The following is a 12,296-nucleotide window of genomic DNA, read 5'->3' as shown; positions in this document are numbered from 1 at the left end:
CCTTTTTTTATTTTAATAATGTTTGCTGTAGTTGATACACAAGTTGCAGTGCATCCATCGGCGTTGTGCCAGATACATTCAGTGAACGAAGCTTATTTAACGCTTCTTGTTCTTCTTCTGTTAATGCTGGTACAGCTTCCTGCGCTTCAAAGAATGAAAGTTGATCTGAACTTTCTTTGACCTGCTCTTTTACAGGCACTTCAACTGGTACTTCGACAATCTTCTCTACAATTTTTTCAATCACTTGCACTTCGCCACTTTGAGTATTTGACTCAAAATTCGCAAGTAACTCACGTGAACGTGAAATAATTGCTTCTGGTAATTCAGCCAGTTCAGCTACGTGAATACCATATGATTGGTCAGCAGGTCCTTCTTTTACTTTGTGTAAAAATACAACTTTACCATCTTGCTCTGTGGCAGCTACATGGACATTACGTAAACGAGGTAGTGCTTGTTCAAGTGTTGTTAGTTCGTGATAATGTGTTGAAAATAACGTGTTCGCTCCGATTTCATTATGAATATATTCCATCATTGCTTGTGCTAAAGACATCCCATCATATGTGGATGTGCCACGACCAATCTCATCAAACAGTAATAAACTACGCTCTGTCGCATGCATGATCGCATGTTGTGATTCCATCATCTCTACCATGAATGTACTTTGCCCGCCTGCTAAATCATCCGCTGCACCAATACGTGTAAAGATTTGGTCGGTTACAGGTAATACCGCTTCATCTGCTGGCACATAACAGCCCATTTGCGCCATGATTGTAATCAATGCCACTTGACGCATGAAAGTTGATTTACCAGACATATTCGGTCCTGTAATTAATAACATATTTTCATCTGTTGTTAAGATACAATCATTCGGTACATAGAGTGATTTATTCATCATTTTTTCAACGACTGGGTGACGACCATTCACAATTTTTAATGCTTGCTCATCATGGAATGTTGGTTGTACAAACTGATAGTTCTCTGCCACCATCGCAAAGCTTGCGAATACATCGAGTTCACTAATTTGAGAAGCGAGTTGCTGAATACGCGGAATAAATGGTTTAATTTTTTCACGTATTTCAGTGAATAATGTATATTCTAACTCTAAACTTTTTTCTTCCGCATTTAAAATGATTGCCTCTTTTTCTTTTAATTCTTCTGTAATAAATCGCTCAGCATTTGCTAATGTTTGCTTACGTTCATAGCGTGTTAAATCAGCTAAATGGACATTCGATTTTGTCATTTCAATGTAATAACCAAAGACGCGATTATAACCAATTTTTAAATTTTTAACACCTGTTCGTTCACGTTCTTTTTGTTCTAATTGGGCAATCCAATCTTTTCCATTACGAGAAGCGTAGCGATAATCGTCTAATTGCGCGTTATATCCTTCTCGAATGACATCGCCTTCTTTAATCGAAATCGGCGGATGATCTGTAATGGCTTGGCTTAAGAAGGCTTCGATGTCTTGGCAATCATCCATTTGACGACTAAGTGTAATCAGTTGCTCATGCCCTGATTCTTCTAATTGTTCACGAATGAACGGAATTTGGCGCAGTGATGCACGTAGCTGTGCTAAATCACGCCCACCCACACTACCGAACGCAATACGTCCTGCTAAACGCTCTAAATCATACACTTCTTTTAATAAGGTTTGTAATTCTAGACGAATAAAGTAACTGTCCATTAAATGAGAAACAGTTTGCAGTCTTTTCTCAATCGCAGTACGATTCGCTAATGGTTGGTGAATCCATTGTTTGAGTTTACGTCCACCCATCGCTGTGACCGTCTCATCTAAAAGCCATAATAACGAGCCTTTTAGCTCACCACGCAACGTTTGAATCAACTCTAAATTACGTTTTGAATTGGCATCAATTTTTAAAATCGACTGCACTTCAATAAACGTAAATGGCTGAATATGTGATAGAGCGCGCAATTGTGTTTCCTCTAAATAATGGAGTAAACGCTTGGCTACTGCATGTAAATGCGTTGGAATATCTTCTATATATTCTTTGGCATCAGCAACTTGTTTTTCAGCAATGGATAAAACAATCGCATAACGGTCTGCTAACTCCAACCATTCATCATATAGTTCAGGACTAACGACAACTTCACGAATTTGGAGTGATTGGAGTTGTTGGAATACATCCTTCACGTCACCATCAATATATGTAGCAACTGCTTCCCCTGTCGATAAATCTAAATATACAAAACCATATTGTTGCGCTAGTTGTTCAACGGCTGCAATGTACACATTACTCTTCTGGTCAACATTTTTCCCTTCCATTACAGTACCTGGTGTAACCACTTGTACAACTTCTCGCTTTACAACACCTTTTGCCTGCTTTGGATCTTCTGTTTGCTCACAAATCGCTACTTTATATCCTTTTTGAATTAATGTATCAATATAATTCTTAGCCGAATGATGGGGTACACCACACATTGGAATACGTTCTTTCATTCCTGCATCGCGGCTTGTTAATGTAATCTCTAAAATTTGTGATGCACGTGTTGCATCTTCAAAAAACATCTCGTAAAAATCACCTAAACGATAAAAAAGAAAGGCATCTTTATAATCTGCTTTTACAGCTAAATATTGTTGAATCATGGGCGTATATGCCATTATTAAAACCTCACATTCGTGCTTTTCATTTCATTCTATTATAACAAAAATATGTTCATAAATCGTTCTAAGCAATTGAATTGTTTCAGGCTTTGAATATGTTACACTTAGAATTAGATTACTATGAACAAAGGAGTCTCTTTATGCAAGCTCATCCAATTAGAATTTTACGTATCATGGGCATTCTTGACGGTTTGTCTTTACTTGTTTTACTTTGCATCTCCATGCCGCTCAAATATATATGGGACCATCCACAATTTGTTACGATCAATGGTGCGCTTCACGGTGGAATTTTCATTCTCTACTGTTTAGCGATTTTATATGTTCAAATACGTATTCAATGGCGCGGTCATTGGACGTTCTTATCATTCCTTGCTGCTTTTATCCCGCTTGGAAACTTTGCGCTCGACCGGCAATTAAAAAAGATGGAACACACAACAACGACGCAACCATTCCAAAAAATTTGGATTGTGTATGGGATTATCTTCTTCTCATTCTTTGATTTATTTGTACAACTACCTGTTATGAGTACATATGCACTTTCACTCGGCGCTTCGACATTCGTTGTCGGGATTGTTGTTGGTCTGTACTCATTTACGAATACATTCGGTAATATTTTTTCAGGTATTTTTACAGATAAAATTGGCGCATATAAAATGCTCATGCTCGGACTGCTGTTATCTGTCGCATCTCTTTTTAGTTATCAATTCATTGAAGATCCAACCATGTTATTAATCGTTCGCTCACTTCATGGCTTTAGTAGTGGCTTTATTACTCCCGCTGCCTTTGCGTTACTCGCGAATTTACGCAGAGAAGATACACAAGGTAGTGGTAGTGCATTTACAGGTGCATTCGTCGGACTTGCAGCGATTATCGGACCTGCAACAGGTGGTATTTTAGCGACGAAAATGTCTGTTCCAAACGTCTTAAGTATCGTTGGTGGAATGGGAGCACTTCTATTAATTGCACTGTTATTTTTACAAAGAACGAAACAGCAGCGCAGTCAAAATGTAATGAAAGAACGTGTCCCACTTGTTTGGTCTAAAAAGCTCGTTCAGTCTTATGTCGGTGCATTCTTTTTAATGTTTTCACAAGGTAGCCTTGCTTATTTATTACCTATTTATGTACAAGAGTTAGGTTATACTTCGCGCATGTCGGGAACTTTATTAAGTATGTTCGGGATCGTTGCTGTCATCATTTTCATTACACCACTCAATCGGATTTTCGATTATTTATCAGCTTCTACATCTCTTTTCATAGGGATTGTCTTACTTGGTGTCAGTCAAATCTTATTAGGTGAAGCGACGACGACGATTCCACTATATGGTGTACTATCGCTTTATGGAATTGGGTTCTCATTCACATTCCCAGCTATTAATAAATTACTTGCGGAAGCAACTGAAAAAGAGATTCGCGGAAAAGCTTACGGCTATTTTTATGCATTCTTCTCTATTGGCACAGTCGCAGGTTCCTTTATACTCGGTTCACTCGATTTAATTAATCAACCAGGCTTTTTATTTACAGGTGTTTCACTACTTGCTTTTAGTATCGTCGTATTTGTTTTACGTGAGAGAAAAGGTTAAATTCACTATTTTTGACAAGTCTTATAGTGCATTATACGATAAGTTAGATTGAATTTATGTAGGAGATGATCTGAGATGTTTACATTGGTGCTTTTTCAACAAGACCTTCGTCTACATGACCATCCTGCGCTTTTTCATGCCGCAGAAAACGGTCGAGTAGCGACTGCTTATATTGCTCAACCACTAAAAAGGCGTCCAACAGCTTCAGATGTGTGGCGACACTATGCACTACTTGATTTACAACACGCCTTAAAGAAGAAAAATCAAACGCTTATTTTACGACAAGGTGACTTCGTTGATGAGGTGCTAAAGTTAATAGATGAACTGAAGTGCGATGCAGTTCATTGGCATCGTTCGTATGAAAAAGAACGTATCGAAGTATTGCAAAAATTACGTCAAGCACTTGAACAAAAAGGCGTACAAGTGCATGAATTTGAAGGAACGCTCTTATTACAACCTGAAGAAATCGTGAACGGCAAAAAAGAACATTATCAAGTGTTTACACCGTTTTGGAAAAGATATCGCGGTGAACATATTCCTTCTTCTCTACCAGAGCCTGAAACAATTGAGCAAGGTGAATCAGCGCCTTCACTCTCTGTAGATGACCTTGGTCTACTCGACTCTGTTAATTGGTATGATAATGTACTCGCGCATTGGAAAATTGGTGAGCGTGCTGCGATTGACCAATGGCTTCATTTTAGAGAAGAACCAATTGCAAACTATGCAGAAGACCGTGATTTCCCTGCAAAAATGAGTACATCCTTACTTTCACCACATCTTGCTTGCGGTAGTATTAGCGCACGTGCTTTATGGGCTTCAGGTCGTAGTATGATGCAAACTGAACAATATACAGCAAAAAGCGATGAAATTGATAGCTTCTTACGTCAACTCGTATGGCGTGAATTCTCGTATTATCAACTGCATTACAATCCTGATTTAGATGCTGTCCCGCTAAGAAAAGAATTCGAAGCATTCCCTTGGTTAAATAATGACCAAGCATTTGTGGAATGGCAAAAAGGACAAACAGGCTATCCATTAATTGATGCGGGCATGCGTGAATTATATGCGACAGGCTTTATGCACAATCGTGTGCGAATGGTTAGTGCATCTTTCTTAGTCAAACATCTATTGATTGAATGGCAAAAAGGATATGAATGGTTTAAAGAGACGCTTGTAGACTTTAATATAGCGAATAATGGCATGGGATGGCAGTGGGTTGCTGGTTGTGGCGCAGATGCTGCTCCTTACTTCCGCGTCTTTAATCCGATTTTACAATCAGAAAAATTTGATGGAAAAGGCGATTATATTCGTAAATGGTTACCCGAACTAGAAAATGTACCAGACAAATATATTCACGCACCATTCGAAGCACCTGAGCGTGTACTAGAAGAAGCTGGCGTGGAACTTGGACGTAATTATCCATTCCCGATTGTTGACCATAAAACAGGTCGAAAACGCGCGCTTGAAGCGTATGATATAATTAAGAAAAGTAAATAATATAAGAAAAGTCCTTCCGCATGCATTGATGTGGCAGTACTTTTTTATGTCTCCAATATTGGTTTATAATAAGCTGAACTTTTGTTCATTTGCAGAGGAAAATAAGTCAACGATTGGTGCTGCATAATCGATTCCTAATTTCACACCATACTGCTTTTGCTCATCATCTGTTAAAGGCTCTGTTGTGTAAACTCGATGCGCTGGAACGTCTTTCAAAATTGGCAACCATCGTTTCGCGTATTGCGCTCTTGGATCATAATCTTCTCCTTGTTTTGCTACATTTAAAATGTGGCGTAAACGTATGCATAACCGAAAGCCAAAACACGTAGCTTTTCGCACACCAGATACAAAACGCTTCCGTTCACCAATGCAAAAAACATATACTTTTTAAACATAGAAAATTCCGTATGATTTCGAAAAATCATACGGAATTTTAGTGTTTCTATCTTATTCTAATCATCTTTTGTCAAAACCATACGAATCGCATCAATGACAAGCGCTGGCTTTTCAACCATGCCCATATGTCCTGTTGGAATACGCACTTTTTGTACATTCGGCCCATCCGTTTCAATTGGTTTCATAATTGAATCATTTGTCCCTTCAATGATTGCAACAGGTATCGACCCTTCAGTAATAACCGTTGTACGTTCAGGTCTTTGCTGCATCGCTGTTAATTGATAGACCATCCCTTCAGGTGTCGCATACTTCGCCACTTTCCGCATGTAATCAATTGACTCTTCTGAAGAACCTTCTGGAAAGAAATTTTCAATCATAGAATCAACAAAGACGTCAACTCCTTTTTCACGAATCTCAGCTTTTTGCTTTTCACGCTTTTCACGCGCTTCTTCCCCATCAGCTAAATCTGATGAGAATAATAGAACAAGTTGTGAAACAGGTGCAATCTTTTCATCTACAGCTGCTAAGGCAACGTAGCCACCCATTGAATGTCCTATCCAGACAGCTTCCTCTACACCTTCTTGCTCTAATACTTCGGCCACTTCTTTTGCATAATCTTCAACTTGATAATCTGATTTTTCAATTTGACTCTCGCCAATACCTGGTAAATCAACAACATATACCGTATGTGTTGCAGCTAAGTCTTCAATAATAAAATCAAAACTATGACCGCCGCTTAAAAATCCATGTACAAAAACAATTGCTGGACCAGTTCCTTGCTTTTTATATGCTAACAATAGAAACATCTCCTTTTTCATTTAATTTCCAAAAAAGAGCTTTCTAAAACATGGTATTTTTTGACAAATAAATTATTTTGTTGTTTCATCAACTCGTTGAACGATTGTTTGCGAGACCATTTGCAACAATTCATTCACTTCTTGCTGCACAACTTGAAATTCTTCAACAATCGGCATCGCATATAATGTATTTTCTAATGCTTCAATTTTTGCTTCTACTTCTGCTAAAGCTTGTTTCTTACCAAAATGTTGTAAGTTGACTGCCTGCTTTTGTAAAGCTTTCATCTGTGCGATGATCTCACTTACTTTACCATTGGCATCAATTTGTTTTTCTGCACGTTTGAAAAATTCAACTTCTTCTGTTTCCTCCATCATCTGTGCAATTTGGCGCGCTTTTGCTAATACTTCTTCTTTTGTGTGGCTCATATTATTTCACCTCAGCGGTTTTTGACACAACCTCAACGAATTCTCCTGCTAATGAGTGTGTTTTTGCTTCTGTAATACGTACATGTACATATTGTCCAATGACTTCTTTCGGTGCAACAAAATTCACTAAACGGTTTTTACGTGTATAGCCTGCTAATACTTGGTCATTTCGTTTACTTTCACCTTCAACAAGTACTTCAACAATTTCGCCTTCTAACTTTTTCAACGCTTTTGCTGAATATTCAGCAACGACTTCATTTAAACGATGTAGACGTTGTTTCTTCACTTCTGCTGGTACATTATCCCTCATTTTCGCTGCCGGTGTACCTTCACGCGGTGAATAAATGTATGTGAATGCCATTTCAAAACCGACTTCTCTATAAAGAGATAATGTTTCTTCAAACTGTTCTTCTGTTTCATTCGGGAAACCAACAATAATATCTGTTGTTAATGCGACATCTGGAATAGCTGTACGAATTTTACGCACTAATTCTAAATAGCTTTCACGCGTATATTTACGTGCCATAATTTTTAACATATCGCTTGAACCTGATTGAACAGGTAAGTGAATATGTTCAACTAAGTTTCCTTTTTTCGCTAATACTTCGATTAAATAATCATCAAAATCACGTGGATGACTTGTTGTAAAGCGAATACGTGGAATATCAATCTTACGTAATTCATCCATTAAATCACCTAAACCAATGGATGAGTCAGGTAAGTCTTTACCGTATGCATTCACGTTTTGTCCAAGTAATGTAATCTCTTGATATCCTGCTGCTGCTAATTCACGTACTTCTTGAATAATGTCTTGCGGTAAGCGGCTACGCTCTTTCCCGCGTGTATAAGGAACGATACAGTATGTGCAGAATTTATCACAGCCATACATAATATTAACCCAAGCTTTTGTTTGTCCTTTACGCACTTTCGGTAAGTTTTCGATGACATCGCCTTCTTTAGACCATACATCAATGACTGTCTCTTTTGATAAGTACGCTTCATTTAAAATTTCAGGTAGACGGTGAATATTATGTGTACCAAATACCATATCTACTTGATCATATGTTTTTAAAATTTTATTAACCACAGCTTCTTCTTGCGACATACAGCCACAAACACCGATTAATAAATCTGGATTTTGTAATTTTAAAGGCTTGAAGTGTCCTAATTCACCGAACACTTTATTTTCAGCATTTTCACGAATTGCACATGTATTCATTAAAATGACATTCGCCTCTGTCACTTCATCTGTCGCTTCGTATCCTAATTGCTCAAAAATACCTGCCATTACTTCTGTATCATGTTCATTCATTTGACAGCCATATGTGCGGATATAGAATTTACGTCCTCTACCCATTTCTGCAAAACGCTCATCAATTTTGAAATCTGCATGATATTCAATTTCTTCTTTACCACGCTTTTTCGCATCTTTTAAAGAAGGTGTCTTTTGGAAAAATTGACTATAATCTTTTTCTTTCACTGGTTGTAATGGTTTAAAAGGCTTCACTTGTTGACCTTGTAATCGTTGTTCTTCGTTCATCTTCGGTATAACTCCCCTCATCTACGCACGGATCTTTACATCAGTTAGATGTTCTTTCAATTTGAACATATCTAATCTATCATACCAAAAATCGAACGAATACTCACTGATTTCATCCATTAAAATACGTCGAGATTGATTCCTATATAAAATGCGTAGTTGGAAGCAATCAGAAATAACATAATGTAAAAGAGTGGACGATATTTCCCCGCCCATTCATATGCTTTTTCTAACATAGCTTTACCAAATTTTCGATACAAAGCAATCAGAAACAACATAATGAGTAACTGGGGAAAAGCTAAAAATAACGATACATCTAATGCTAAAAAGACTTCAACTAACACTGCCATACCTAATAAATGCAGTTTTATGTACATCTTATAATACGTTTTGATTAACCACCTGTTCATTGATTCGATCACTCCTTTTATTCTTATTTATACCGAGTGATTGTATAAAAGTTTCATTTTAGACAAAAAACCTCACATACATTAGGCATGTGAGGCTTGCTTATATTAATTACTCACATGAATTCCTTCATTAAGCTGTCTAAGTCTGTTTCTTTTAAGTTAATATCTGCTTCGTGAAGTGGTGCTTCATCGTAGCCGATTACTTTGTCTTGGTAAGACGTTGTTTCTGTATCTTGGTAGATGATTCCTGTTACAAGGCTTTCATGCTCCATAACTGTTTTCATCGCCATTTGACGGTCTGAAGGGTCATAGCCTTCGATATCAGCTAACTTCGTTAAGTTCTCTTTGAACCAGTCATATGTGTTTACTTTATTATATGTTACACATGGGCTGAATACGTTGATGAACGCAAAACCTTTATGTGCCATACCTGCTTCAATAATCGCTGTTAATTCTTTTAAATCTGTAGAGAAGCTTTGTGCGACAAATGTTGCACCTGAAGATAGAGCTACTTCTAATGGTTTTAATGATGGTTCAATTGCGCCACCTGGTGTTGATTTTGTGACAAAACCAGCAGCTGAACGTGGTGACGTTTGCCCTTTTGTTAAACCATAGATTTGATTATCCATAACAACATATGTGACATCGATATTACGACGAATTGAGTGTACAGTATGTCCCATACCAATTGCGAAACCGTCACCGTCACCGCCTGTTGCGATAACATTTAAATCACGATTTGCCATTTTTAAACCTTGTGCAATTGGTAATGCACGACCATGAATACCATGTAAACCGTATGCATTAATATAACCTGATAAACGACCTGAACAGCCAATCCCTGAAACCACTGCTAATTCATGTGGTTCAATACCGCGGTTGGCTGCGGCACGTTGAATCGCTGCTTGTACAGAGAAATCGCCACATCCTGGGCACCAGTTTGGTTTGATTGTATTACGAAAATCTTTAAATGTTCCCATTTATTTTAGCAACTCCTTTACGCGATTTAAAAGCTCTAGTGGTAAGAATGGTGTACCATCATACTTCACTAAGTTGACAACTTTATGATGTGCACCCATGTTCATTTTTAAGATGCTTGCTAATTGACCTGTTGCGTTATTTTCCACAACGATTACTTTTTTCGCACCGTCAACAAGTGGCTGTAATTCTTCTGTTGGGAACGGATGAATTAGACGAACGTGTGCATGATTCGCTTTCATTCCTGCTTCATCTAATAATGGACGTGCTTCTTCAATTGCACCTTTTGTTGAACCGAAGCCGATGATTAATACATCTGCTTCGTCATGCGGTGCATCTGTAAATACAGGTGTATCAAAGTGTACATGCTCTAATTTGCGCATACGTTTGTCCATTTGCGCTTGACGATTTGACGCTGATTCAGATGGTGTACCAATCTCACTGTGCTCTACACCTGTTACGTGATGAATACCATGTTTTTGCCCTGGTACAACACGTGGTGATACGCCGTCTTCTGTTACTTCATAGCGTTTAAAGTATGCTTTATCTTCTGCTTCTGGTAACTCTCCTAAGTTTAGTTTACCACGCTTAATTTCAATTTTATTAAAGTCAAATGGTTCAACTGTTTGTTTACCAAGTGATAATTGTAAATCTGATAAGACAATAACAGGTAATTGTAACTCTTCTGCGATATTAAATGCTTGAATCATATCATAGAAAGCTTCTTCACCCGTTGATGGCGCGATGACTACTTTTGGAATTTCACCATGTGTACCGTATAACATCGCCATTAAATCCGATTGTTCTTGTTTTGTTGGTAAACCTGTTGATGGACCACCACGTTGTGTATCCACTACTACAAGAGGTGTTTCTGTCATACCTGCAAGACCAAGTGCTTCCACCATTAACGAAAGACCAGGACCAGCTGAGGCTGTAAATGCACGAATACCGCCGTAGTTTGCGCCGATTGCCATTGTTGCTGCTGCAATCTCATCTTCTGTTTGAATAACAGCGCCACCGAATTTTGGTAACTTCTTCGTTAGATATTCCATAATTTCAGTAGCCGGTGTAATTGGATATGCTGCCATTAGTCGAACACCCGCTGCAAGCGCGCCCATCGCTAATGCTTCATTCCCAATCATAAACATACGATGTTTTCCATCACCAGGTGCTAATTCAAATTGACCTTCTTCTAAACCTGCTTCCACAAGTAAGTCATGCATAATTTGATGTCCCTGTGCGATTGCTTCCATGTTTTTTGCGACAACTTCTTCACCTTTACGTCCGAAGATTTCACTTACGACACTTTGGAATACTTCATCTTTCAAGTTCATCAATGCCGCAGTTGCACCGATTGCTACCATGTTTTTCATTAATGTTGTACCTAGTTCTTTTGCTGTCTCTGTGAACGGTACAATATATAATGTTGCTTTTGAATCTTCTGGATTCACTGGCTTGAATTTTGCGTCCGCTAAAATAACACCTGTTTCATCTAATTCCTTATAGTTGACGTCGATTGTTTCTTGATCGAATGCAACTAAAATATTCAAATCATCTGGAATTGTGTGAACGGCTGTTGTACGAACATTGATTTTATTGTTTGTGTGACCACCTTTAATACGTGAAGAAAAGTGACGATATCCGTATAAGTGGTATCCTAGACGGTTCATGGCAGTAGAGAACATTTCGCCGGTACTTTCAATACCTTCCCCTTGTTGCCCACCGACTTTCCATGAAAGCTGATGTAACATATATAAACATCTCCTTAAAACAGGTTATTTTTAAATTCATTTCTACTTCATCAGTTTATCATGAAGGCTATCGTTTCACTATTGTTAATCATACTTTTTTAGGAATTTCAGACCTTTGACGGAATAAAAATTGACAGAATTCAAAACATTTCGGTCTTTTCTGCTGAAATCGTATTTTTATACGCCTTTTAAACCAATAAAAGAAACATAAAAACGAACGTTTTATAATATTAAAAAGATAAAGTTCGTTTAAAAATGGTTATTTATTCATTTGGACGAAAAAATAGAAAGTAAAGAG

The 12,296-nt window shown here is 37.8% G+C and carries 11 protein-coding genes; 3 read left to right on the top strand and 8 right to left on the bottom strand.

Annotation, left to right across the window (positions count from 1 at the left end):
* Nucleotides 1-7: 7 nt before the first annotated feature.
* Nucleotides 8-2,623: a DNA mismatch repair protein MutS gene (gene mutS / locus KGI01_RS00730; RefSeq protein WP_141272461.1), complete on the bottom strand. Its 2,616-nt coding sequence runs from the start codon at nucleotides 2,621-2,623 to the stop codon at nucleotides 8-10.
* 140 nt (nucleotides 2,624-2,763) lie between these two features.
* On the opposite strand from mutS, the gene KGI01_RS00725 reads away from it, so the two are divergent.
* Both KGI01_RS00725 and KGI01_RS00720 read left to right on the top strand, forming a co-directional pair.
* Nucleotides 2,764-4,203, top strand: a complete 1,440-nt coding sequence (locus KGI01_RS00725; protein ID WP_141272459.1) for an MFS transporter — start codon at nucleotides 2,764-2,766, stop codon at nucleotides 4,201-4,203.
* 75 nt (nucleotides 4,204-4,278) lie between these two features.
* Nucleotides 4,279-5,700, top strand: coding sequence for a cryptochrome/photolyase family protein (locus KGI01_RS00720; RefSeq protein WP_141272457.1), 1,422 nt, complete (start codon nucleotides 4,279-4,281; stop codon nucleotides 5,698-5,700).
* Between the two features lie 63 nt (nucleotides 5,701-5,763).
* On the opposite strand, the gene KGI01_RS00715 is transcribed toward KGI01_RS00720, so the two are convergent.
* Nucleotides 5,764-6,039, bottom strand: a complete 276-nt coding sequence (locus tag KGI01_RS00715; protein ID WP_170214690.1) for an FAD-binding domain-containing protein — start codon at nucleotides 6,037-6,039, stop codon at nucleotides 5,764-5,766.
* Between KGI01_RS00715 and KGI01_RS14180 the strand changes: the two genes are divergently transcribed.
* Nucleotides 6,002-6,091 (top strand): hypothetical protein, encoded by a 90-nt coding sequence (locus tag KGI01_RS14180; protein WP_170214689.1) that lies wholly within the window; start codon nucleotides 6,002-6,004, stop codon nucleotides 6,089-6,091. The genes KGI01_RS00715 and KGI01_RS14180 overlap by 38 nt on opposite strands.
* Before the next feature lie 61 nt (nucleotides 6,092-6,152).
* Here the strand turns inward: KGI01_RS14180 and KGI01_RS00710 are convergent, their stop codons facing one another.
* The 6 genes from KGI01_RS00710 to KGI01_RS00685 form a co-directional block, all read right to left on the bottom strand.
* Nucleotides 6,153-6,893 (bottom strand): alpha/beta fold hydrolase, encoded by a 741-nt coding sequence (locus KGI01_RS00710; protein ID WP_170214688.1) that lies wholly within the window; start codon nucleotides 6,891-6,893, stop codon nucleotides 6,153-6,155.
* Between the two features lie 72 nt (nucleotides 6,894-6,965).
* Nucleotides 6,966-7,319 (bottom strand): YlbF/YmcA family competence regulator, encoded by a 354-nt coding sequence (locus tag KGI01_RS00705; protein WP_141272451.1) that lies wholly within the window; start codon nucleotides 7,317-7,319, stop codon nucleotides 6,966-6,968.
* Between the two features lies 1 nt (nucleotide 7,320).
* On the bottom strand, nucleotides 7,321-8,859 hold the full coding sequence (miaB, locus tag KGI01_RS00700) for a tRNA (N6-isopentenyl adenosine(37)-C2)-methylthiotransferase MiaB (RefSeq protein WP_141272449.1): 1,539 nt from the start codon (nucleotides 8,857-8,859) through the stop codon (nucleotides 7,321-7,323).
* A 119-nt stretch (nucleotides 8,860-8,978) separates the two neighbouring features.
* Entirely contained in the window at nucleotides 8,979-9,269 is a 291-nt protein-coding gene (locus tag KGI01_RS00695) for a hypothetical protein (protein WP_141272447.1), read from the bottom strand.
* Nucleotides 9,270-9,382: 113 nt separating this feature from the next.
* Nucleotides 9,383-10,249, bottom strand: coding sequence for a 2-oxoacid:ferredoxin oxidoreductase subunit beta (locus KGI01_RS00690; protein WP_087680145.1), 867 nt, complete (start codon nucleotides 10,247-10,249; stop codon nucleotides 9,383-9,385).
* Nucleotides 10,250-11,998 carry a 2-oxoacid:acceptor oxidoreductase subunit alpha gene (locus KGI01_RS00685; protein WP_141272445.1) on the bottom strand — a complete coding sequence of 583 codons (1,749 nt, stop codon included), beginning with the start codon at nucleotides 11,996-11,998 and terminating at the stop codon, nucleotides 10,250-10,252.
* Nucleotides 11,999-12,296: the final 298 nt, after the last annotated feature.

Source organism: Kurthia gibsonii, from assembly GCF_006539985.1.
Taxonomy (GTDB): Bacteria; Bacillota; Bacilli; order Bacillales_A; family Planococcaceae; genus Kurthia; species Kurthia gibsonii.
Note: the sequence above shows the minus strand (reverse complement) of the source record. Positions and strands in the feature narration are given on the sequence as shown.

Excerpts from the sequence above, each read along its gene's own strand:
- KGI01_RS00720 (WP_141272457.1), top strand. The coding sequence starts at position 4,279 with ATGTTTACATTGGTGCTTTTTCAACAAGACCTTCGTCTACATGACCAT.
- KGI01_RS00705 (WP_141272451.1), bottom strand. The coding sequence starts at position 7,319 with ATGAGCCACACAAAAGAAGAAGTATTAGCAAAAGCGCGCCAAATTGCA.
- KGI01_RS00685 (WP_141272445.1), bottom strand. The coding sequence starts at position 11,998 with ATGTTACATCAGCTTTCATGGAAAGTCGGTGGGCAACAAGGGGAAGGT.
- KGI01_RS14180 (WP_170214689.1), top strand. The coding sequence starts at position 6,002 with ATGCATAACCGAAAGCCAAAACACGTAGCTTTTCGCACACCAGATACA.
- KGI01_RS00695 (WP_141272447.1), bottom strand. The coding sequence starts at position 9,269 with ATGAACAGGTGGTTAATCAAAACGTATTATAAGATGTACATAAAACTG.
- miaB (WP_141272449.1), bottom strand. The coding sequence starts at position 8,859 with ATGAACGAAGAACAACGATTACAAGGTCAACAAGTGAAGCCTTTTAAA.
- KGI01_RS00690 (WP_087680145.1), bottom strand. The coding sequence starts at position 10,249 with ATGGGAACATTTAAAGATTTTCGTAATACAATCAAACCAAACTGGTGC.
- KGI01_RS00725 (WP_141272459.1), top strand. The coding sequence starts at position 2,764 with ATGCAAGCTCATCCAATTAGAATTTTACGTATCATGGGCATTCTTGAC.